Raw genomic sequence first — 20,448 nt, forward strand, 5'->3', positions numbered from 1 at the left:
TCCATAGGATTCTTTCTAATGAGGGATTAGTCACTTTTCATTAAAGAACTTATGGGACTTTTTTCTACCTTGAATATACAATATAAGTGCACAATAAAAGAGGCTCCATAATTCCTACAGTGCTTTTACCCACTACAGAAATTATAGAGCCAAAAGATTAACTAGAAATCTGGAATTTTGTGTTTAGAAAGATAGACCTAAATTTCTACTAATCAAAACCAGTAGGGCTAATAAGCTAAAAACGATGCCATTGACAATCATATGAAGTAAGATTGACATCTCTAAGCGCTCTGTTCTATAGGCTGTCCAAGTTAAAACTGTAGACATTCCTCCGTAGATAAGGAGAGAAGGCAGATTGGTCGGAGTGTGGAGCAAGGCAAAGACAATTGCTCCTACAATAAAGCCTAATTTTTCCCGTCCCCGGAAGATTTTTTTAGGAATAATCCCACGACACAAGATTTCCTCACAAATAGGAGCAATCAAGACTAGCAAGAAAAAAGTTGAAATCAAGGAACTATTTTGAACAAAACCATTAATGGCTGATTGATTTCTGGTTGTCGTCTCATTCATCATGCGAAGCAAAGATGAACCAAACAAGTTGGTAGCAAAAATTACTAGATAACTCAACACCAGGCGAGCCAAGTCTTTTGCTTTGAAAAAGGATAGATTAAAAGTAGCAAGTTTTGTTTTTCGTGCACCAATAATGAATACAATCAAAACGACAATAGATAGGGCGGCAACGAAGAGCCCTGACTGTAAAAGTGGAAATTCCTTAACTGCCAGCCAAGCAGCTAGCCCTATGGGAATTTGTGATAGAACAAAAGCCGCTAATAGGATGAGGACCCATATACCTCTGTTTAAAACTTCTTGCCAGATAGTTTTTTCTTTCATAATATACCTCCTTATAATAAAAAAGGGAAGCTCCCCTTTTTATATTATACCATTTATAGCGCCATACTGATATAGTTAAGGATAAACAAGGCATCCAAAATCCAAATCATCATGTGCACATCCTTGGCTTGACCTTTGACAACTTTTGTCAAGGTATAAGTCAAGAAACCAACAGCAATCCCTTGTGTGATAGAGTAGCTGAATCCCATAAAGATAGATGTGAAGAAGGCAGGAACCGCTTCAGCCATATCATCCCAAGGAATGTTTTTCAAGTTAGAAAGCATCATGATTCCTACGATGATCAAAATTGGTGCTGTTGCAGCTGTCGGAACAATCGCTAGAAGTGGGCTAAAGAAGCTAGAGAGAGCAAAACAGATCGCAACTACTAGGGCTGTCAAACCAGTACGTCCACCAGCGCCGATACCCGCCGCAGACTCAACATAAGTCGTAACGTTTGAAGTACCTGCAATGGCACCTACTGAAGTCGCTACCAAGTCAGAGTAAAGAGCCTTGTCCAATTTAGCGGACTCATGGTTTTCCCCACTTGTCGCAACGATACCAACTTTTTCACCAGTACCGATAAGAGTACCAATTGTGTCAAAAATATCCGTTAGTGAGAAGGCAAGAATAGCCATCAAGGTTTCTGGTAAACGTGAAGTGTTTGAAATCAAAGATCCTAAACCTTCTGAACCAAGAGCAGCACCAAACAAAGTTCCTAGATCATTAACCGCTGATGAAAGATTGTTGCTAGCGAAGTCAATCCCTGACAAATTCACAACACCAACAGCAATGGCAAGCACAGTCGTTGTTAAAATAGAAAGAATAATTCCACCTTTGATGCCTTTAACAACAAAGAAGATCGTAATGGCAAGACCAGCAAGAGCCACCAATACTGCTGGAGTATTGAAGTCTACCAATCCTGGAACAGCTGCTGAGTTTGCAGTAAGTGCAGCTTGAGACTTGTCTGCTCCTTCACCTGCTACCGTATAAGTACCTGGATCGATTGAGAATTTTAAGAGACCAGCATTCTTAATCCCAACATAGGCAAGGAAAACACCAATACCAGCGGAAATAGCTGAACGAAGTGTTGTAGGAATAGATTCGATGATCATTTTACGAACATTTGTCAAAGTGATAATCAGTGAAATAATTCCACAAATGAAGACCATACCAAGAGCTTCTTTCCAAGTATAGCCCATCCCAAATACAACTGTAAATGTGAAGAAGGCATTGAGTCCCATACCTGGTGCTTGTGCGTATGGCAAATTAGCATAGAAAGCCATCATCAAAGTACCAACTACAGAACCGATAATTGTTGCAAGAAAAACACCTTGAACAGGCATACCCGTTTGGGAAAGCATTTGAGGGTTTACAAAGAGAATATAACTCATTGCAAAGAATGTTGTTAAACCAGCAAGCACCTCTGTACGGACATCTGTCCCGTGCTCTTTTAGTTTAAATAGTTTGTCCATCTTTAATCTCCTTTTGTTTTTTTACGAACAATATTTTTATTATACCACTTATTATTCACCTTTTCAATATATTTGTTTGAATTATTTAACAAATCAAAGCAACTATATTTTTTGTTCTTATCTGCTTTTCTTCCTTCTTTTTGATATAATAGAAGACATCTTATCTGGAAACGACTAGGAAGGTTTATATGACTAAAAAAATTATCGCAGTTGATTTGGACGGAACCCTGCTAAATAGTGAAAGCAAACTCTCCGATTTCACCAAAGAGACGATCAAAAAAATTTCAGAAAAAGGACACCATGTCATTATTACGACAGGACGTCCTTATCGTATGGCAAAAGACTTCTACCGTGAACTAGAGTTACATGCCCCCATGATTAACTTTAACGGCTCCCTCACCCATCTACCAGGTCAGACTTGGGAGCATGAAAAGTGCTTGACTTTGGATAAAAAATACCTCTTGGATATAGTTAAACGTAAAGAAGATATCCAAGCCGACTTTATTGCAGGAGAATACCGTAAAAAATTCTATATCACGACTCCGAATGAAGAAATTGCGGATCCTAAACTATTTGGTGTAGAGAATTTCCAGCCAGAAAATCAATTCAAGCCTGAACGAGTAACCAAGGATCCTAACTGTATCCTCTTGCAAACAAGAGTCGACGATAAATACGCGCTAGCTGATGAGATGAATAGGTTTTATCAACACCAACTGGCTATTAATACATGGGGAGGCCCTCTCAACATTCTCGAATGTACACCAAAAGGAGTCAACAAAGCATTTGCTTTAGAGTATTTGCTCAATGTTATGAATCGCGATAAAAAAGACTTAATTGCCTTTGGAGATGAGCATAACGATCGGGAAATGCTGGCTTTTGCAGGCAAGGGATATGCCATGAAAAATGCCAATCCTAATCTTTTGCCCTATGCAGATGAACAAATTTCATTGACAAATGACCAAGATGGAGTTGCAAAAACTCTCCGAGCTTTATTTTTGTGATACATGTTGGGAGTTGAGGAAGATTCAATTTGAGAAGACAATCCAGTAAATTTTTTTAAGACAAAACGCTTAATATCTAGCTCTTTAAATGCTTAATATTAGGCGTTTTTATAATTATGAAGATTTTCTACCAAGAGTATTTGTGTTTTTTTCACAGCCTAGTCAACCGGTTAATCGATTGTTTGAGAATTCACATTCAAATCCTTGGAAAAGGCTTTCATTTGTGATATAATACACATATAAAAAGAAGAGAGCTCAGCAATTTGACTCTATTTGACGCAAAAATCAATCCAGTCTATTTATCTCTGTTCTCAGAAAATATCAAGGAGGATAGCTATGAAAGCTGTTGTTGTAAATCCAGAAAGCACTGGTGTTGTCATTGAGGAAAAAGTACTCCGCCCACTAAAAACTGGGGAAGCGCTTGTTGAAGTGGAATATTGTGGGGTTTGTCACACGGATCTTCACGTTGCTCATGGGGACTTCGGTCAAGTGCCTGGTCGTGTTCTAGGACATGAAGGTATCGGCATCGTCAAGGAAGTTGCTCCAGATGTCCAAAGCCTTAAAGTTGGTGACCGTGTCAGCATTGCTTGGTTCTTTGAAGGCTGTGGCACTTGCGAATACTGTACAACTGGTCGCGAAACTCTCTGCCGTACAGTAAAAAATGCTGGCTACTCAGTAGATGGTGGTATGGCAGAACAATGTATCGTAACAGCGGATTATGCTGTTAAAGTTCCGGATGGACTTGATCCAGCTCAAGCTTCTTCAATTACATGTGCTGGTGTAACAACCTATAAAGCTATTAAAGAAGCAAAGGTTGAGCCAGGACAATGGGTAGTTCTCTATGGTGCTGGTGGTCTAGGTAACCTAGCTGTTCAATACGCCAAAAAAGTATTCAACGCTCATGTTATCGCGGTTGATATCAACAATGATAAACTGGCTCTTGCTAAAGAAGTTGGTGCCGACATCGTTATCAATGGACTGGAAGTTGAAGACGTTCCAGGACTTATCAAAGAAAAAACAAATGGGGGAGCTCACTCAGCTGTCGTAACTGCTGTGTCTAAAGTTGCCTTTAACCAAGCCGTTGATTCCGTTCGTGCTGGTGGTCGCGTAGTAGCTGTTGGTCTTCCTTCTGAAATGATGGAACTCAGCATCGTAAAAACAGTTCTAGATGGAATTCAAGTGATTGGTTCCCTTGTTGGAACTCGTAAGGACCTGGAAGAAGCCTTCCAATTTGGAGCAGAAGGTCTGGTAGTGCCTGTAGTTCAAAAACGTCCAGTAGAAGATGCTGTAGCTGTTTTCGATGAAATGGAAAAAGGTCAAATCCAAGGACGTATGGTACTGGAATTCACACACTAAGTTAATGATAGAATTGGGAAACGAAAGATTGATCACTTGCAGTCTTTCGTTTTGTTTTCAATTCATTTTCAAAAAATAGCTCGTTTTCATTATTTTTATATTAAATTTTAGTTCTTTTTATGAATACATACTTAAAAAAACTTTGTATATTAACATTTTGTAAACGAGTTTTCATTAAGAATAGTCACATATTTATAAGAAATGGTTGATTTTTATATGAAAACGGTTTATACTTAAAGTTAGGCTTAAAGTTTTCTTAAACACACAGTCAAACATTTTATAAGGAGGAATGACAATAATGAGTATCGGAATCATTATTGCGAGCCACGGCGAATTTGCTGCGGGTATTCATCAATCAGGATCTATGATCTTTGGTGAACAAGAAAAGGTTCAAGTTGTAACCTTTATGCCAAATGAAGGTCCAGATGACCTTTACGCTAAATTCAACAACGCTGTGGCTGCATTTGACGCAGAAGATGAGGTTCTAGTATTGGCTGACCTTTGGAGTGGATCTCCATTCAACCAAGCTAGCCGCGTGATGGGAGAAAATCCAGAACGTAAGTTTGCCATCATCACAGGACTTAACTTGCCGATGTTGATCCAAGCCTACACAGAGCGCCTTATGGACGCGAATGCAGGTGTGGATAAAGTCGCTGCGAATATCATTAAAGAAGCCAAAGATGGCATCAAGGCTCTTCCAGAAGAGCTTAACCCAGTTGAGGAAGTTGCAACTGCTGCAGCTGCTCCAGTTGCCCAAGCTGCTATTCCAGAAGGAACAGTTATCGGTGACGGTAAATTGAAAATCAATCTTGCTCGTCTAGACACTCGTCTCCTTCACGGTCAGGTTGCCACTGCTTGGACTCCAGATTCAAAAGCAGATCGTATCATCGTTGCTTCAGACAACGTTGCAAACGACGATTTGCGTAAAGAATTGATCAAACAAGCAGCTCCTAACGGAGTAAAAGCCAACGTTGTTCCAATCCAAAAATTGATTGACGTTGCAAAAGATCCACGTTTCGGCGAAACTCATGCCCTTATCTTGTTTGAAACTCCACAAGATGCACTTCGTGCTATCGAAGGTGGCGTGCCAATCAAGACTCTTAACGTTGGTTCTATGGCTCACTCAACAGGTAAAACAATGATTAACAACGTTTTGTCTATGGACAAAGACGATGTTGCAACATTTGAAAAAATGCGTGAACTCGGTGTTGAATTTGATGTACGTAAAGTACCAAACGACACGAAAAAAGATTTGTTTGACTTGATTAACAAAGCAAACGTTCAATAATTTTAATCTGTTTCTATCATTTTTGAAAACAGGATTAAATACTTTATTAAAACTAAATAGAAAAGGAATAAAACCATGTCAGATATTTCAATCATTTCTGCTATCTTGGTTGTAGTTGTTGCCTTCCTTGCAGGTCTTGAAGGTATCCTCGACCAATTCCAATTCCACCAACCAATCGTCGCATGTACCCTTATCGGACTTGCAACTGGTAACCTCGAAGCAGGTGTTATGCTTGGTGGATCTCTTCAAATGATCGCCCTTGGTTGGGCAAACATCGGAGCTGCCGTAGCTCCTGACGCTGCTCTTGCATCTGTTGCCGCAGCTATCATCTTGATTAAAGGTGGTAACTTTACTACTGAAGGTATCGCCGTCGCAACAGCCACAGCTATCCCTCTTGCCGTAGCTGGACTTTTCTTGACAATGATTGTTCGTACAATCTCAGTTGCCTTGGTTCACTCAGCTGACGCAGCTGCAAAAGAAGGAAACATTGCGGCTGTTGAACGCGCTCACTACTTTGCCCTTGTTCTTCAAGGTCTTCGTATCGCTATCCCTGCAGCCTTCCTTATCGCTATCCCTGCTTCTGCTGTTCAAGACGCTCTTGGCCTAATGCCAGAATGGTTGAATGGTGGTATGGCTGTCGGTGGTGCTATGGTCGTTGCCGTTGGTTACGCTATGGTTATCAACATGATGGCGACTCGTGAAGTATGGCCATTCTTCGCTATCGGTTTCGCTCTTGCAGCGATCTCTCAATTGACTTTGATTGCCCTTGGTGTCATCGGGGTTGCCCTTGCCTTCATCTACCTTAACCTTACAAAACAAGGTGGAAACGGTGGCGGCGGAGCTGCGACTTCTAACGACCCAATCGGTGATATCCTAGAAGACTACTAGAAAGGGGAACAATCATGGCTGAAAAAATTCAATTATCAAAATCAGATCGTCAAAAAGTTTGGTGGCGTTCACAATTCCTTCAAGGTTCTTGGAACTACGAACGTATGCAAAACTTGGGTTGGGCTTACTCATTGATCCCAGCTATCAAAAAATTGTACACTAAAAAAGAAGACCAAGCGGCTGCTCTTGAGCGTCACCTTGAGTTCTTCAACACTCACCCATACGTAGCTGCTCCAATCATGGGGGTTACTCTTGCACTTGAAGAAGAGCGCGCTAACGGTGTTGAAATCGATGATGCTGCTATCCAAGGGGTTAAGATCGGTATGATGGGACCTCTTGCTGGTATCGGTGACCCAGTATTCTGGTTTACAGTTCGTCCTATCCTTGGAGCCCTTGGTGCATCACTTGCTGCATCTGGTAACATTGTTGGCCCACTTCTCTTCTTCTTTGGATGGAATGCTATCCGTATGGCCTTCCTATGGTATACACAAGAGTTCGGTTACAAAGCTGGATCTGAAATCACTAAAGACATGTCTGGTGGTATCTTGAAAGACATCACTAAAGGAGCATCTATCCTTGGTATGTTCATCCTTGCCGTTCTTGTACAACGTTGGGTATCTATCAACTTTACTGTTAACCTTCCAGGTAAACAATTGGCAGAAGGGGCTTACATCAACTTCCCAGAAGGTGCTGTAACAGGTTCAGAATTGAAAGGAATCCTTGGTCAAGCACTCGGAGGTTTGAGTTTGGACAGCGTTCAACCACAAACTCTTCAAGGTCAGTTGAACTCATTGATCCCAGGGTTGATGGGACTTCTCCTTACTTTCCTTTGCATGTGGTTGCTTAAGAAAAAAGTATCACCAATCACAATCATCCTTGCTCTCTTTGCAGTAGGTATCGCAGCTCGTTTCTTCGGTATCATGTGATTTGGTTTGATTTTCATTCAAAAGAGGAGTATCTGTTCTGCTTTTTGGCGGACTTTCTCTTAGTAAACAATAATAGAAGCAGAAAATTTCTGCATAGAGAGAACAATTATAGTTCTCTCTTTTTTTGATCTTGAATATACAATATAAGTGCACAATAAAAACTCATAAGATTTTCTAGTAAAATAGAATTGAACGAACTAGTTACGAAAGGAAATCTGATGAGCTACCATCATTTTGGTATAGATGAGAGCAAAAGTATTCTGATTTACCGTATGCAAGGCCTAAACTTTTCTCAAATTGTTAAGTTGCTTTATCGTCATCCGTCTAGTATTAGTCACGAGTGGAAATGACATCTAAGAGAAGGAAACTATTCTCCGAGTCATGCACAGGAATCTTACCGCAAAGCTAAATCACACTGTGGGTGGAAAATAGATTATCATTTAAGCAATACTGTCAAGCACCTTTTTCTCGATTGCCAATGGTCCCCTGAAGAAATAGAAGGTCGGTAATATAGAAAAGCTGTTATGAGTTATCAAATAATCTATAGAGCCATTTACAGAGGGTATTTTGATGCTAACTCACTATCTCATGGTGCCCGTGGTGTCATTCGCAAGCTCCGCCATCGTGGGAAAACACGTCATACGAAAGGTCATGTTGAAAACAGAGGAAAAATTTCTATTTCTTATACCATACCTGAAAGACCCGAAGAAGCAAACAAGTGAGCTAGGATTGGTGATTGGGAAGCAGACACGGTTGTAGGGAAAACTGGAAAGGCTTGTTTAGTTACTCTAACGAATTGTTATTCTCGTTTTCTAACAATCCAGAAGGTAGCGGTCAAGTAGAGGAAAAGAATTCACGAACCATCAAGACTTGACTAACAAGTTAAAGGTAGAGGTCTATTTTCCAGACTCTCATACGTCTTAGCAGCGAGGAACAAATGAGAATACCAATGGATAACTAAGAGAATATTTTCCCAAAGGGAGCGATTTAGCATTCATTAACGAGCACACCATTCAGCTGTGGGAGAACAAACTTCATAATAGACCACGAAAGTGTCTCAACTGGAAAACTCCTTATGAAGTTTTCTATGAAGAAAATGTGCACTTAATTTGACAATGCAAGACGACAAAATAGACTCCATAATTCCTACGGTGTTTTACCCATTACAGAATTATAGAGCCTATAGTATTTACTTGTCCTAAGTTTGGAGATAGATGGATTAGAAACAAGATTCCTCTCTTAAAGCCATCTAAAAGTTGAATAATGTTCACATCTTATGCGACGATTACAGTTAGAATAAAGATATTGCTTTTTTAGATTTTTATCCATTTCGACGTTTACGGGCTAGTAGGGCTCTGTAAAAGAAGATGTGATTGTTTTGGATATAGGGAAGGAGTGAAAAGCTAGCAATTCCAAAGGTGATCCAGTTAAGGAAGTACCAAGGGAGTAGTTGTAGGTCGAGGACAAAGCGTTGAAACTTGTAACCCTTCATCAAGAAACGGCTGGTTTTCAGGATTTGACGGGGTTTAGCCTGTCCTAAATCCAGAGTATCGCAGAGGAGGAATTCTACCTGCGAGTAGGCATAATGTTGCGGAACGTAGAGGATGTTTCCCACAATCATCAAGATGAGACTCGCGAAAAAGTAGAGGCCAAAGGTCATAAGGAACTGCTCGGTTTCAACGGATGAGAGGTCTAATTTTGGAAATTCAGGATGTAGGGCTACAAATCTCCGAGCCAAGAGATTGCTATAAAAGAGAAAATAAACGCCTACTAAGTTTGGAATGCTCCATAAAAAGAGGTAGAAACGTTTGAGGAGTAGGGTCAGGAAGGTTTGCGAGAAGCGCTCTTCAGCAAAGAGGGCCAGACTTGATTTTACTGAGAGTTCTGTGTCAGGATTCTTGAGGAGTCTGAGTGTCGCAAAAGCAGCACCTGCTAGAAAAATCGTGCTTACAAAAGAAACTACTAGTGGGAAGAGATAGGCTTGGAGCACTTGTGCTAGCATGCTGAAAAAGGATTGCTCTAAAACATTTTCTTGGAGACGAGCCAAGGGGTTGAGAAAGCCTGATAAGATGACCAGTATGCTAGGTAAGAGATAGACGAGAAAGAGGCGGGGATTTTCGACCTGAAATTGCCTAGTCTGCAGACGGATGATTTTTAAATCAATTTTTGGGTATTTCATTCTTTCATTATACCATAGTTCGTGACAGTTCCTAGTTTTTTTGATAAAATCATACAGTATGCCTTTGGGCACAAAGTATGAACTGGGACTGTCTTTCCCAGCTTCGGAGGTAGAAAATGTCAGATTCACCAATCAAATACCGTTTGATTAAGAAAGAAAAACATACGGGAGCTCGTCTAGGAGAAATCATCACCCCGCATGGCACCTTCCCAACGCCTATGTTTATGCCAGTTGGGACCCAAGCTACTGTCAAAACCCAGTCACCAGAGGAGTTGAAGGAGGTGGGATCAGGGATTATCCTCTCCAATACCTATCATCTATGGCTTCGTCCGGGAGATGAACTCATCGCACGCGCAGGCGGTCTCCACAAGTTCATGAACTGGGACCAGCCAATCTTGACGGATAGTGGTGGTTTCCAGGTTTATTCCCTAGCAGATAGCCGAAATATCACCGAAGAAGGGGTAACCTTTAAAAACCATCTCAATGGTTCCAAGATGTTCCTATCGCCAGAAAAGGCTATTTCTATTCAGAACAATCTAGGTTCAGACATCATGATGTCCTTTGACGAATGTCCTCAGTTTTACCAACCTTACGACTACGTTAAGAAATCCATTGAGCGTACCAGTCGTTGGGCTGAGCGTGGTTTAAAGTCTCACCGTCGTCCGCATGATCAAGGATTATTTGGAATTGTGCAGGGGGCAGGATTTGAAGACCTTCGCCGTCAGTCAGCTCACGACCTTGTCAGCATGGATTTCCCAGGATACTCTATCGGTGGTTTAGCGGTGGGTGAAACGCACGAAGAAATGAATGCAGTCTTGGACTTCACAACTCAACTGCTACCTGAAAACAAACCTCGCTATTTGATGGGTGTGGGAGCGCCAGATAGCTTGATCGATGGAGTTATTCGTGGTGTGGATATGTTTGACTGTGTCTTGCCGACTCGTATCGCTCGTAACGGGACTTGTATGACCAGCCAAGGTCGTTTGGTTGTCAAAAATGCCCAATTCGCTGAGGACTTTACGCCACTGGATCCTGAGTGTGATTGCTACACATGTAAGAACTACACACGCGCCTATCTTCGTCACTTGCTCAAGGCTGACGAAACCTTTGGTATCCGCTTGACTAGCTACCATAATCTTTACTTCTTGCTTAACCTGATGAAGCAAGTGCGTCAAGCCATTATGGATGACAATCTCTTGGAATTTCGTGAGTATTTTGTAGAAAAATATGGCTACAACAAGTCAGGACGCAATTTTTAAAGTGTAAAATTAGAATGCCAAAATCCTAAGTTTTCTCTTAGGATTTTTCCTATTTTTTTGATAGAATAGGGAGTATAATGGAATGGAAATTAGGTGGTGTTTTGCTTCCTAATTTAATGGAGAATAGACTCGTATGCGTATTAAATGGTTTTCCTTGATTAGGATTACAGGTTTACTTTTGGTGCTTTTGTACCACTTCTTTCAAACGATCTTTCCTGGAGGATTCTTTGGGGTAGATGTCTTTTTCATTTTTTCAGGATTTTTGATCACTTCCCTCCTTTTAGAAGAATTTGGGAAGGCACGTCAGATTGATTTACTGGGCTTTTTTAAGAGACGGTTTTACCGCATCGTGCCACCTGTGGTGCTGATGGTCTTGGTGACAATGCCTTTTACTTTCTTGGTTCGTCAAGACTATGTTGCTGGAATTGGTGGCCAGATAGCTGGAGTTCTCGGTTTTATGACCAACTTCTACGAAATGTTAACAGGGGGCAGTTATGAATCCCAGTTCATTCCGCATCTCTTTGTTCACAACTGGAGTCTAGCTGTTGAGGTTCACTACTATATCCTTTGGGGCTTAGCGGTTTGGTTCTTATCGAAACGTTCAAAATCTAGTAGTCAATTGAGAGGGATGGTCTTTCTTCTTTCTGCTGGAGCTTTTATCATTAGCTTTTTCTCCATGTTTATTGGTAGTCTAATGGCTAGTTCCTATTCATCTGTCTACTTTTCAAGTTTAACCCATGTTTATCCCTTCTTTTTAGGAAGCATTTTGGCGACAGTTGTAGGGGTTCGTCAGACGAGCGATTTAGTCAAGCAGTTTGACCGGACATGGGATATTCGTCAGAATCTACTGGTATTTGTTGCAGGTCTCTTGGTGTTAATACTCTTGACTTTCTTTGTCAAGTTCACCTACCTGTTTGCGTACTTATTTGGCTTCTTGCTAGCAAGTTTAGCGGCAGTGACCATGATTTTTGCTGCGCGTGTCTTGCATGAGAAAACGCCTGAGATACAAGAACCTCGGATCATTACATTTTTAGCGGATACCAGCTACGCGGTTTATCTTTTCCACTGGCCTTTTTATATTATCTTTTCTCAGCTGATGAGCAATCTGCCTGCTGTTATTCTGACAATCATCTTTTCCTATTTCTTCGCTATCCTATCCTTCTATATTATTGAGCCATTGATTGCTGGTAAGACCAACGCTTTAGTTAGAAAAATCACTAAACTGCACCATATCAAACCTATTAGTGCTAGTGTTGTGAGTGCCCTTTCCTTACTTACTTTGATTATCATAGCTATGGCTCCTCAAGTTGGAGCTTTTGAGACAGACTTGATGGTCAATGGTTTCAAGCAAGCTCAGACCAATATTGGACAAACAAAGACTCTTGCTGAACAAGCTGAAGTCAGTCGTCTAGGAATTTCTGAGGGAACAAGCCTAGTAGGAGATTCGGTAGCCTTACGTGCCAATACAGCCTTAAAAGAGGCGCTTCCTGATGCAAATATCAATGCTCAGGTTAGTCGGACGACCAAGCAAGCTAATGACATCATGCTCAATAACAGTCAGAATAAGGCGCTGCTAAAAACTGTTGTCATTGCAACGGGAGTCAACAATCCTGAAGGTTATAAGAATGACTTGGACAGCATCGTGAACAATCTACCGAAAGGACACCATCTGATACTGGTGACCCCTTATGAGGGAGATAAGAGCAAGGACACTTATACATCAGTGGAGCAGTATGCGGCTTATGCGAGAGAATTAGCTGAAAAGAACCCATATGTGAGCATCGCTGACTGGAATAAGGTCGCTAAGGAACACCCTGAAATCTGGGCTGGAACTGATCAAGTCCACTTTGGAAATGATAGCAACATGATTGAAGAAGGTGCTAAACTTTACGCAGAGACGATTGCAGCTGCTGTTAAGGCTGCTCAAGAACTGCCTGTGAAATCAAAATAAGATCAAAGAGTTGGAGAAATCCAGCTCTTTTAAAATATCTCTAGAAAATAGGTCTATACCATTTACAAATGAAAAAGAAAGGTTTATAATGTAATTGACATAATAAATTCTAGAATCAATCTATCAAGGAGGTTATCATTATGCCTAATTATATTAAAGCGGATCAGTTTTTCTACCCACACGGAGTTCGTCGTGGCGGTTACTTGGAACTTGTGGATGGCAAGTTTGGCAAGCATGTAGAACAGATTCCTGAAGGAGCTGAGGTGATTGACTATACCGGTTATAGCATTGCCCCAGGACTTGTGGATACCCATATTCATGGATTTGGCGGTGTCGATGTCATGGATAATAATATCGAAGGAACCCTTCATACCATGAGTGAAGGATTGCTTAGCACAGGTGTTACCAGCTTCTTGCCAACGACGTTGACTTCCTCTTACGAGCAGTTGCTTGCGGTAACTGAAAATATCGGTGCTCGTTACCAGGAAGCAAGTGGAGCCAAGATTCGTGGGATCTATTTTGAAGGCCCTTATTTCACAGAGAAATACAAAGGAGCTCAAAACCCTGCTTACATGAAAGATCCTCGTATGGATGAGTTTCGTGCTTGGCAAAAAGCAGCAAATGGCTTGCTTAATAAAATTGCCCTTGCGCCAGAACGTGAAGGTGTAGAAGACTTTGTTCGCACGCTTACGGGTGAAGGTGTGACCGTTGCTCTTGGACACTCAAATGCGACTTTTGATGAGGCTAAAAAAGCAGTTGATGCTGGAGCAAGTGTTTGGGTACATGCCTACAACGGGATGCGTGGGTTGACTCACCGTGAACTCGGTATGGTTGGAGCCATGTATCAATTGCCTCATACCTATGCAGAGTTGATCTGTGACGGTCACCACGTGGATCCAAAGGCCTGTGACATTTTGCTCAAACAAAAGGGAACTGAAAATATTGCCCTTATCACAGACTGTATGACAGCTGGTGGCTTGGAAGATGGAGACTACATGTTGGGAGAATTCCCAGTAGTGGTTGCCAATGGAACGGCTCGCCTCAAATCTACAGGTAACTTGGCAGGTTCTATCCTCAAACTCAAAGATGGTTTGAAGAATGTAGTCGAATGGGGCATTGCGAATCCGCATGAAGCAGTCATGATGGCCAGCCTCAACCCAGCAAAATCTGTTCACATCGATGATGTGTGCGGTCAAATCCGTGAAGGTTATGATGCTGACTTTATCGTCCTAGATAAAGATTTGGAATTGGTAGCAACCTACCTAGATGGTGTGAAACGTTATCAAGCCTAAGATGATAAAATGGGGGTCAGTAGAGGACTCCTATTTTTTTGATAGGCTGAAAAGGGTATTTAAAGAAGTCTTCCTGATGGGAAAGGCAAGCAAAATCCTTTCATTGTTCTAGAAAATTCGTTATAATATACGATACAAAGGAAGTAGTAAGAATGTATCGTGTTATAGAAATGTATGGGGATTTTGAACCGTGGTGGTTTATAGAAGGCTGGGAAGAAGATGTCATCATGAGTCAATCTTTTGACAAGTATTATGATGCTCTAAAATATTATAAATCATGCTGGTTTGAGTTGGAAAAGAAGAATCCTCTTTATAAGAGTCGGAGCGATTTGATGACTATTTTTTGGGATCCTGCAGACCAACGCTGGTGTGATGAGTGTGATGAGTATTTGCAGCAGTATCATTCTTTGGCTCTTTTACAGGATGAGCAAGTCATCCCCGATGAAAAGCTACGTCCAGGCTATGAAAAACAAACAGGTCAAGAAAAACATCGTTCTTGCCGCATGAAATGGAGATAAAAAAGTAACTTTTTAAGTTGCTTTTTTTATTTTTTTTTGCGAATAGTTAGATAAGGAGGGCGGTATGGTACAAGAAATTGCACAGAAAATTATTACTACTGCGAAAGAAAAGAAGGCTCAGGATATCTATTTTATCCCCAAGGAAAAGTTCTACGAGCTTCACATGCGGATTGGAGACGAACGGTGTCTCGTTGACTCCTATGAGTTTGATGTTTTAGCTGCTGTGATTAGTCATTTCAAGTTTGTAGCGGGTATGAATGTCGGAGAAAAACGCCGCAGTCAGCTGGGTTCTTGTGATTATCAGTATGACGAAAAGGTTTCTTCTCTGCGTTTGTCCACCGTGGGAGATTATCGGGGGCATGAGAGTTTGGTCATTCGTTTGTTACACGATGAGGAGCAGGATCTGCATTTCTGGTTTCAGGATATTGGAGAACTGGGCAAGCAGTACAGGCAAAGGGGCCTCTATCTATTTGCAGGTCCAGTCGGAAGTGGCAAGACGACGCTGATGCATGAATTAGCTAAGTCTCTATTTAAGGGGCAGCAGGTTATGTCCATCGAAGATCCTGTTGAGATCAAGCAGGAAGACATGCTCCAGTTACAGTTGAATGAAGCAATCGGACTGACCTATGAAAATCTGATCAAACTGTCTCTCCGGCATCGTCCGGACCTCTTGATTATCGGAGAAATTCGGGACAGTGAGACGGCGCGTGCGGTTGTCAGAGCCAGTTTGACAGGTGCGACAGTTTTTTCAACCATTCATGCCAAGAGTATCCGAGGTGTTTATGAGCGGCTTCTGGAGTTGGGTGTGACGGAGGAGGAACTAGCAGTTGTCCTACAAGGTGTCTGTTACCAGAGATTAATCGGGGGAGGAGGAATTGTTGACTTTGCAAACAAAGACTATCAAGAACACCAGCCAACTAGCTGGAATGCGCAGATTGACCAGCTTCTTAAAGATGGACATATCACAAGTCTTCAGGCTGAAACGGAAAAAATTAGCTACAGCTAAGCAGAAGAAGATCATCACCCTGTTTAACAATCTCTTCTCTAGTGGATTTCACTTGGTGGAAATTATTTCTTTTTTGGGCAGAAGTGCCCTGCTGGAAAAGGACTATGTGGCTCAAATGCACCAAGGCTTGTCTCAGGGGAAATCTTTCTCAGAAATGATGAACAGCTTGGGGTTTTCAAGTGCCATTGTGACCCAGCTATCCCTAGCTGAAGTTCACGGGAATCTTCATCTGAGTTTGGGAAAGATAGAAGAATATCTGGATAATTTGGCCAAGGTCAAGAAAAAGTTAATCGAAGTGGCGACCTATCCTCTGATTTTGCTGGGATTTCTCCTGCTAATCATGCTGGGGTTGAGAAACTATCTACTTCCCCAACTGGACAGTAGCAATATCGCCACCCAAATCATTGGCAATCTGCCACAAATTTTTCTGGGGCTAGTGTTGGTTTGCTCTCTGTCCCTACTTTTAGCCCTCACTTTCTACAAAAGAAGTTCCAAGATGCGGGTCTTTTCGATGCTAGCACGGATTCCCTTTCTAGGAATCTTTGTCCAGACCTATCTGACAGCTTATTACGCGCGTGAATGGGGCAATATGATTTCGCAGGGAATGGAGCTGACGCAGATCTTTCAGATGATGAAGGAACAAGGTTCCCAGCTTTTTAAAGAAATCGGTCAAGATCTGGCTCAAGCCCTGCAAAATGGTCAGGAATTTTCTCAGACTATAGCGACTTATCCATTTTTTAAGAGGGAGTTAAGTCTCATCATCGAGTATGGAGAAGTCAAATCCAAGCTGGGGAATGAGTTGGAAATCTATGCAGAAAAGACTTGGGAAGCCTTTTTTACCCGAGTCAACCGCACCATGAATTTGGTGCAGCCACTGGTCTTTATCTTTGTGGCCCTGATTATCGTTTTACTTTATGCGGCAATGCTTATGCCCATGTATCAAAATATGGAGGTAAATTTTTAGAATGAAAAAACTTATGACAAATTTGAAAAAAGCCAAGGCGAAAGCCTTTACTCTCGTGGAAATGTTGGTGGTCCTTTTAATCATTAGCGTACTTCTCTTGCTCTTTGTGCCTAATTTGACCAAACAAAAGGATGCAGTGAATGACAAAGGAAAAGCTGCTGTTGTTAAGGTGGTGGAAAGTCAGGCAGAACTCTATAGTCTGGACAAGAATGAAGATGCTAGTTTAAGTAAATTACAGGCAGACGGTCGCATCACAGCAGAGCAAGCCAAGGCTTATAAAGAATACCATGCAAAACAAAAAACAAGTCAAACTGTTGCGGATTAAGGCCTTTACCATGTTAGAAAGTCTCTTGGTTTTGGGGCTTGTGAGTATCATTGCCTTGGGCTTGTCTGGTTCAGTCCAGTCCAGTTTTGCAGCGGTAGAGGAGCAGATTTTCTTTATGGAATTTGAAGAACTCTATCGGGAAACTCAAAAACGCAGTCTAGCCAGTCAGCAAAAGACCAGCTTGAACTTAGATGGGCAGACAATCAACAATGGTAGTCAGAAGTTGACTGTTCCCAAAGGGATTCATGCACCATCTGGACAAACGATTCATTTTGATCGAGCTGGGGGCAATTCGTCCCTGGCTAAGGTTGAATTTCAGACTAGCAAAGGAGTGATTCGCTATCAATTATATCTAGGAAATGGGAAAATTAAACGCATTAAGGAAACTAAAAATTAAGGCAGTGATCTTACTAGAAGCAGTAGTAGCGCTAGCCATATTTGCCAGTATTGCAACCCTCCTCTTGGGACAAATTCAGAAAAATAGACAAGAAGAGGCAGAAATCTTGCAAAAGGAAGAAGTCTTGCGTGTGGCGAAGATGGCTCTGCAGACAGGTCAAAATCAGGTAAAGGTAAATGGAGTGGAGATTCAGGTGTATTTTAATGAAAAAGGATTGGAGGTCTACCATGGTTCAGAGAAGTTGCTCGACCTTAAAGAGCAGTAAGGTAAGAGCGTTCACTCTATTAGAATCTCTGGTTGCCCTTATCGTCATTAGCGGAGGCTTGCTCCTCTTTCAAGCTATGAGCCAGCTCCTTATTTCGGAAGTTCGTTACCAGCAGCAAAGCGAGCAAAAGGAGTGGCTCTTGTTTGTGGATCAGCTGGAGGCGGAGTTAGAGCGTTCGCAGTTTGAAAAGGTAGAAGGCAATCGCCTCTATGTGAAGCAAGATGGCAAGGATATTGCTATGGGCAAGTCCAAATCGGACGACTTTCGGAAGACCGATAGCAGTGGCCGGGGCTATCAACCTATGGTTTATGGACTTAAATTAGCTCAGATTACAGAGGAAAATCAATTGGTTCGCTTTCGCTTCCAATTTCAAAAAGGCTTAGAAAGGGAGTTCATCTATCGTGTGGAAAAAGCAAAAAGTTAAGGCAGGTGTTCTCCTATATGCAGTCACTATGGCAGCTATCTTTAGTCTTTTGTTGCAGTTTTATTTGAATCGGCAAGTTGCCCATCACAAAGACTTTGTCCTAAACAAAGAAAAGTTGGCTGCTTTTGCCATGGCCAAGCGAAGTAAAGATAAGGCTGAGCAAGAAAGTGGTGAACGAGTCTTTAACCTAGGAAAAGTTACTTATCAAAATACGAAAACAGTTTTTGCAACAAGTGTTCGTCTGAATAAGAGCAACTATGAATTTCTCTTACCTTCAAGGAAAATCAAAGAAGAGAAAACGGATAAAAAGGAACAAGTAGCGACTGATTCAAGCCAAGAACCAAATCAACAAAAAACAGACGATAAGGCAGATAAGAAAGATAATACCTAGTCAATTCAACTTCTTTGTGTTAAACTAAAAGCATGAAACATGATTTTAATCACAAAGCAGAAACCTTTGATTCGCCCAAAAATATCTTTCTTGCAAACTTGGTTTGTCAAGCAGTTGAAAAACAGATTGATTTTCTATCAGACAAGGAAATATTGGATTTCGGTGGTGGGACGGGTCTATTAACCTTGCCCTTAGCAAAGCAGGCTAAGTCTGTCACACTGGTAGACATCTCGGAGAAAATGCTGGAGCAAGCCCGTTTGAAAGCAGAGCAACAAGAAATCAAGAATATCCAGTTTTTGGAGCAGGATTTACTGGTGAATCCCTTGGAACAGCAATTTGACCTGATTATTGTCAGTCGGGTTCTTCATCATATGCCTGATCTAGATGCGACTCTTGCCATGTTTCACCATCATCTTAGGGAGAATGGACAAGTGCTTATTGCTGATTTTGTCAAGACAGATACCAATCACCATGGTTTTGATTTAGCTGAACTGGAAACCAAGCTCGCCCAGTTTAGTTTTTCAAGCATTGACAGTCAGATCCTCTATAGTGCTGAAGGTCTTTTCCTAGGAAATTACGCAGAACTCTTTTTAACAGTAGCCCAAAAATCACTCGCTGACTAAAGTAGTGATTTTTTCTCTTCAAATGGAAAAAAGGAGGGAAATTTGATAAGATAGGAATATGGATTTTGAAAAAATTGAACAAGCTTATACGTATTTACTAGAGAATGTCCAAGTCATCCAAAGTGATTTGGTGACCAACTTTTATGACGCCTTGGTAGAGCAAAATAGTATCTATCTAGATGGCGAGACCGATCTAGAACAGGTCAAGGAGAACAATCAAGCCCTTAAACGCTTAGCGCTTCGCAAGGAAGAGTGGCTCAAGACCTACCAGTTTCTCTTGATGAAGGCAGGACAAACGGAACCTTTACAGGCCAATCACCAGTTTACACCAGATGCCATTGCCCTCCTCTTGGTACTTGTTGTGGAAGAATTGCTTGATCAAGAGGAAATTAGCATCCTCGAAATCGGTTCTGGAATGGGAATTCTGGGTGCTACTTTTTTGACTTCTCTTGCTAAAAAAGTGGATTACTTGGGAATTGAAGTGGACGACTTGCTGATTGATTTGGCAGCTAGTATGGCAGATGTGATTGGTTTGCAGGCTGGTTTTGTTCAGGGTGACGCCGTTCGTCCGCAAATGCTTAAAGAAAGCGATGTGGTCATCAGTGACTTGCCTGTTGGCTATTACCCAGACGATTCCATCGCCTCTCGATATCAAGTGGCTTCTAATCAAGAACGTACCTATGCTCATCATTTGCTCATGGAGCAAGGGCTCAAGTACCTCAAGTCAGATGGCTACGCTATTTTTCTGGCTCCGAGTGATTTACTAACCAGTCCTCAAAGTGACTTATTAAAAGGATGGCTTAAAGAGAAAGCGAGCTTAGTTGCGATGATTAGCTTGCCAGAGACACTATTTTCTCATGCTAGCCAAGCCAAGACAATCTTTGTTTTACAAAAGAAAGCTGAAGAGGAGTTGGTTCCGTTTATCTATCCGCTAGAAAGCTTGCAAGATCCAGCTGCACTAATGAAATTTAAAGAAAATTTTCAAAAATGGAGTCAAGGTACTGAAAATTAAGCAAGAATTTGTTATAATGG

General features: G+C 41.5%; 21 protein-coding genes and 1 pseudogene. 19 read left to right on the forward strand and 3 right to left on the reverse strand.

Translation table 11 applies throughout. The features are described from left to right. Positions 1-183 precede the first annotated feature (183 nt). Both K1I97_RS07690 and K1I97_RS07695 read right to left on the reverse strand, forming a co-directional pair. A complete protein-coding gene (locus tag K1I97_RS07690) occupies positions 184-891 on the reverse strand; it encodes a CPBP family intramembrane glutamic endopeptidase (protein ID WP_223332048.1) in 708 nt (235 codons plus the stop codon). Between the two features lie 53 nt (positions 892-944). After that, positions 945-2,363 (reverse strand): NCS2 family permease, encoded by a 1,419-nt coding sequence (locus K1I97_RS07695; protein WP_223332047.1) that lies wholly within the window; start codon positions 2,361-2,363, stop codon positions 945-947. 188 nt (positions 2,364-2,551) lie between these two features. On the opposite strand from K1I97_RS07695, the gene K1I97_RS07700 reads away from it, so the two are divergent. From K1I97_RS07700 to K1I97_RS10225, 6 genes and pseudogenes are all read left to right on the forward strand, one after another. Next, on the forward strand, positions 2,552-3,364 hold the full coding sequence (locus tag K1I97_RS07700) for a Cof-type HAD-IIB family hydrolase (protein ID WP_223332046.1): 813 nt from the start codon (positions 2,552-2,554) through the stop codon (positions 3,362-3,364). Between the two features lie 336 nt (positions 3,365-3,700). Continuing rightward, positions 3,701-4,720 (forward strand): alcohol dehydrogenase AdhP, encoded by a 1,020-nt coding sequence (gene adhP / locus K1I97_RS07705; RefSeq protein ID WP_223332045.1) that lies wholly within the window; start codon positions 3,701-3,703, stop codon positions 4,718-4,720. A gap of 298 nt (positions 4,721-5,018) precedes the next feature. Then, the gene (locus K1I97_RS07710; protein ID WP_223332044.1) at positions 5,019-6,008 is read left to right on the forward strand and encodes a PTS sugar transporter subunit IIB; all 990 of its coding nucleotides are present in this window, start codon (positions 5,019-5,021) and stop codon (positions 6,006-6,008) included. Between the two features lie 75 nt (positions 6,009-6,083). Then, positions 6,084-6,896: a PTS mannose/fructose/sorbose transporter subunit IIC gene (locus tag K1I97_RS07715; protein WP_084932891.1), complete on the forward strand. Its 813-nt coding sequence runs from the start codon at positions 6,084-6,086 to the stop codon at positions 6,894-6,896. 14 nt (positions 6,897-6,910) lie between these two features. Further along, positions 6,911-7,822, forward strand: coding sequence for a PTS system mannose/fructose/sorbose family transporter subunit IID (locus tag K1I97_RS07720; protein WP_223332043.1), 912 nt, complete (start codon positions 6,911-6,913; stop codon positions 7,820-7,822). A gap of 218 nt (positions 7,823-8,040) precedes the next feature. Next, positions 8,041-8,935: pseudogene (locus K1I97_RS10225) on the forward strand (IS30 family transposase). Between the two features lie 208 nt (positions 8,936-9,143). Here K1I97_RS10225 and K1I97_RS07730 read toward each other — a convergent pair. Continuing rightward, positions 9,144-10,001, reverse strand: a complete 858-nt coding sequence (locus K1I97_RS07730) for a DUF975 family protein (protein ID WP_223332041.1) — start codon at positions 9,999-10,001, stop codon at positions 9,144-9,146. A 116-nt stretch (positions 10,002-10,117) separates the two neighbouring features. On the opposite strand from K1I97_RS07730, the gene tgt reads away from it, so the two are divergent. From tgt to K1I97_RS07795, 13 genes are all read left to right on the forward strand, one after another. Continuing rightward, positions 10,118-11,260, forward strand: coding sequence for a tRNA guanosine(34) transglycosylase Tgt (gene tgt / locus K1I97_RS07735; RefSeq protein ID WP_223332040.1), 1,143 nt, complete (start codon positions 10,118-10,120; stop codon positions 11,258-11,260). Between the two features lie 133 nt (positions 11,261-11,393). Next, positions 11,394-13,211 carry an acyltransferase family protein gene (locus K1I97_RS07740; protein ID WP_223332039.1) on the forward strand — a complete coding sequence of 606 codons (1,818 nt, stop codon included), beginning with the start codon at positions 11,394-11,396 and terminating at the stop codon, positions 13,209-13,211. A 140-nt stretch (positions 13,212-13,351) separates the two neighbouring features. Next, positions 13,352-14,503 (forward strand): N-acetylglucosamine-6-phosphate deacetylase, encoded by a 1,152-nt coding sequence (gene nagA / locus K1I97_RS07745; RefSeq protein WP_223332038.1) that lies wholly within the window; start codon positions 13,352-13,354, stop codon positions 14,501-14,503. 152 nt (positions 14,504-14,655) lie between these two features. Next, on the forward strand, positions 14,656-15,021 hold the full coding sequence (locus tag K1I97_RS07750) for a DUF1033 family protein (protein WP_000286399.1): 366 nt from the start codon (positions 14,656-14,658) through the stop codon (positions 15,019-15,021). Between the two features lie 64 nt (positions 15,022-15,085). Next, entirely contained in the window at positions 15,086-16,027 is a 942-nt protein-coding gene (gene comGA, locus K1I97_RS07755) for a competence type IV pilus ATPase ComGA (RefSeq protein ID WP_223332037.1), read from the forward strand. Next, a complete protein-coding gene (gene comGB, locus K1I97_RS07760; protein WP_223332072.1) occupies positions 15,975-16,991 on the forward strand; it encodes a competence type IV pilus assembly protein ComGB in 1,017 nt (338 codons plus the stop codon). The genes comGA and comGB overlap by 53 nt, the downstream gene beginning before the upstream one ends. A gap of 1 nt (position 16,992) precedes the next feature. Continuing rightward, positions 16,993-17,316: a competence type IV pilus major pilin ComGC gene (gene comGC / locus K1I97_RS07765; RefSeq protein ID WP_000735797.1), complete on the forward strand. Its 324-nt coding sequence runs from the start codon at positions 16,993-16,995 to the stop codon at positions 17,314-17,316. Then, positions 17,279-17,713 carry a competence type IV pilus minor pilin ComGD gene (gene comGD / locus K1I97_RS07770; protein WP_223332036.1) on the forward strand — a complete coding sequence of 145 codons (435 nt, stop codon included), beginning with the start codon at positions 17,279-17,281 and terminating at the stop codon, positions 17,711-17,713. Before comGC ends, comGD begins: the two co-directional genes overlap by 38 nt. Then, positions 17,676-17,978, forward strand: coding sequence for a competence type IV pilus minor pilin ComGE (comGE, locus tag K1I97_RS07775; protein ID WP_223327373.1), 303 nt, complete (start codon positions 17,676-17,678; stop codon positions 17,976-17,978). Before comGD ends, comGE begins: the two co-directional genes overlap by 38 nt. Beyond that, a complete protein-coding gene (gene comGF, locus K1I97_RS07780) occupies positions 17,941-18,402 on the forward strand; it encodes a competence type IV pilus minor pilin ComGF (protein ID WP_223332035.1) in 462 nt (153 codons plus the stop codon). The genes comGE and comGF overlap by 38 nt, the downstream gene beginning before the upstream one ends. After that, positions 18,380-18,793 carry a competence type IV pilus minor pilin ComGG gene (comGG, locus tag K1I97_RS07785; RefSeq protein WP_223332034.1) on the forward strand — a complete coding sequence of 138 codons (414 nt, stop codon included), beginning with the start codon at positions 18,380-18,382 and terminating at the stop codon, positions 18,791-18,793. The genes comGF and comGG overlap by 23 nt, the downstream gene beginning before the upstream one ends. Positions 18,794-18,825: 32 nt before the next feature. Further along, the gene (locus K1I97_RS07790; RefSeq protein ID WP_223332033.1) at positions 18,826-19,416 is read left to right on the forward strand and encodes a class I SAM-dependent methyltransferase; all 591 of its coding nucleotides are present in this window, start codon (positions 18,826-18,828) and stop codon (positions 19,414-19,416) included. Positions 19,417-19,474: 58 nt separating this feature from the next. Then, on the forward strand, positions 19,475-20,428 hold the full coding sequence (locus tag K1I97_RS07795; protein WP_223332032.1) for a class I SAM-dependent methyltransferase: 954 nt from the start codon (positions 19,475-19,477) through the stop codon (positions 20,426-20,428). The last annotated feature ends 20 nt before the right edge of the window (positions 20,429-20,448 follow it).

The organism is Streptococcus oralis, assembly GCF_019929345.1.
Taxonomy (GTDB): Bacteria; Bacillota; Bacilli; order Lactobacillales; family Streptococcaceae; genus Streptococcus.

Excerpts from the sequence above, each read along its gene's own strand:
- K1I97_RS07795 (WP_223332032.1), top strand. The coding sequence starts at position 19,475 with ATGGATTTTGAAAAAATTGAACAAGCTTATACGTATTTACTAGAGAAT.
- comGA (WP_223332037.1), top strand. The coding sequence starts at position 15,086 with ATGGTACAAGAAATTGCACAGAAAATTATTACTACTGCGAAAGAAAAG.
- K1I97_RS07715 (WP_084932891.1), top strand. The coding sequence starts at position 6,084 with ATGTCAGATATTTCAATCATTTCTGCTATCTTGGTTGTAGTTGTTGCC.
- K1I97_RS07695 (WP_223332047.1), bottom strand. The coding sequence starts at position 2,363 with ATGGACAAACTATTTAAACTAAAAGAGCACGGGACAGATGTCCGTACA.
- K1I97_RS07740 (WP_223332039.1), top strand. The coding sequence starts at position 11,394 with ATGCGTATTAAATGGTTTTCCTTGATTAGGATTACAGGTTTACTTTTG.
- K1I97_RS07700 (WP_223332046.1), top strand. The coding sequence starts at position 2,552 with ATGACTAAAAAAATTATCGCAGTTGATTTGGACGGAACCCTGCTAAAT.
- K1I97_RS07730 (WP_223332041.1), bottom strand. The coding sequence starts at position 10,001 with ATGAAATACCCAAAAATTGATTTAAAAATCATCCGTCTGCAGACTAGG.
- tgt (WP_223332040.1), top strand. The coding sequence starts at position 10,118 with ATGTCAGATTCACCAATCAAATACCGTTTGATTAAGAAAGAAAAACAT.
- K1I97_RS07790 (WP_223332033.1), top strand. The coding sequence starts at position 18,826 with ATGAAACATGATTTTAATCACAAAGCAGAAACCTTTGATTCGCCCAAA.
- K1I97_RS07720 (WP_223332043.1), top strand. The coding sequence starts at position 6,911 with ATGGCTGAAAAAATTCAATTATCAAAATCAGATCGTCAAAAAGTTTGG.
- K1I97_RS07750 (WP_000286399.1), top strand. The coding sequence starts at position 14,656 with ATGTATCGTGTTATAGAAATGTATGGGGATTTTGAACCGTGGTGGTTT.
- K1I97_RS07690 (WP_223332048.1), bottom strand. The coding sequence starts at position 891 with ATGAAAGAAAAAACTATCTGGCAAGAAGTTTTAAACAGAGGTATATGG.
- comGB (WP_223332072.1), top strand. The coding sequence starts at position 15,975 with ATGGACATATCACAAGTCTTCAGGCTGAAACGGAAAAAATTAGCTACA.
- adhP (WP_223332045.1), top strand. The coding sequence starts at position 3,701 with ATGAAAGCTGTTGTTGTAAATCCAGAAAGCACTGGTGTTGTCATTGAG.
- comGC (WP_000735797.1), top strand. The coding sequence starts at position 16,993 with ATGAAAAAACTTATGACAAATTTGAAAAAAGCCAAGGCGAAAGCCTTT.
- comGD (WP_223332036.1), top strand. The coding sequence starts at position 17,279 with ATGCAAAACAAAAAACAAGTCAAACTGTTGCGGATTAAGGCCTTTACC.
- comGF (WP_223332035.1), top strand. The coding sequence starts at position 17,941 with ATGGTTCAGAGAAGTTGCTCGACCTTAAAGAGCAGTAAGGTAAGAGCG.
- comGE (WP_223327373.1), top strand. The coding sequence starts at position 17,676 with ATGGGAAAATTAAACGCATTAAGGAAACTAAAAATTAAGGCAGTGATC.
- K1I97_RS07710 (WP_223332044.1), top strand. The coding sequence starts at position 5,019 with ATGAGTATCGGAATCATTATTGCGAGCCACGGCGAATTTGCTGCGGGT.
- nagA (WP_223332038.1), top strand. The coding sequence starts at position 13,352 with ATGCCTAATTATATTAAAGCGGATCAGTTTTTCTACCCACACGGAGTT.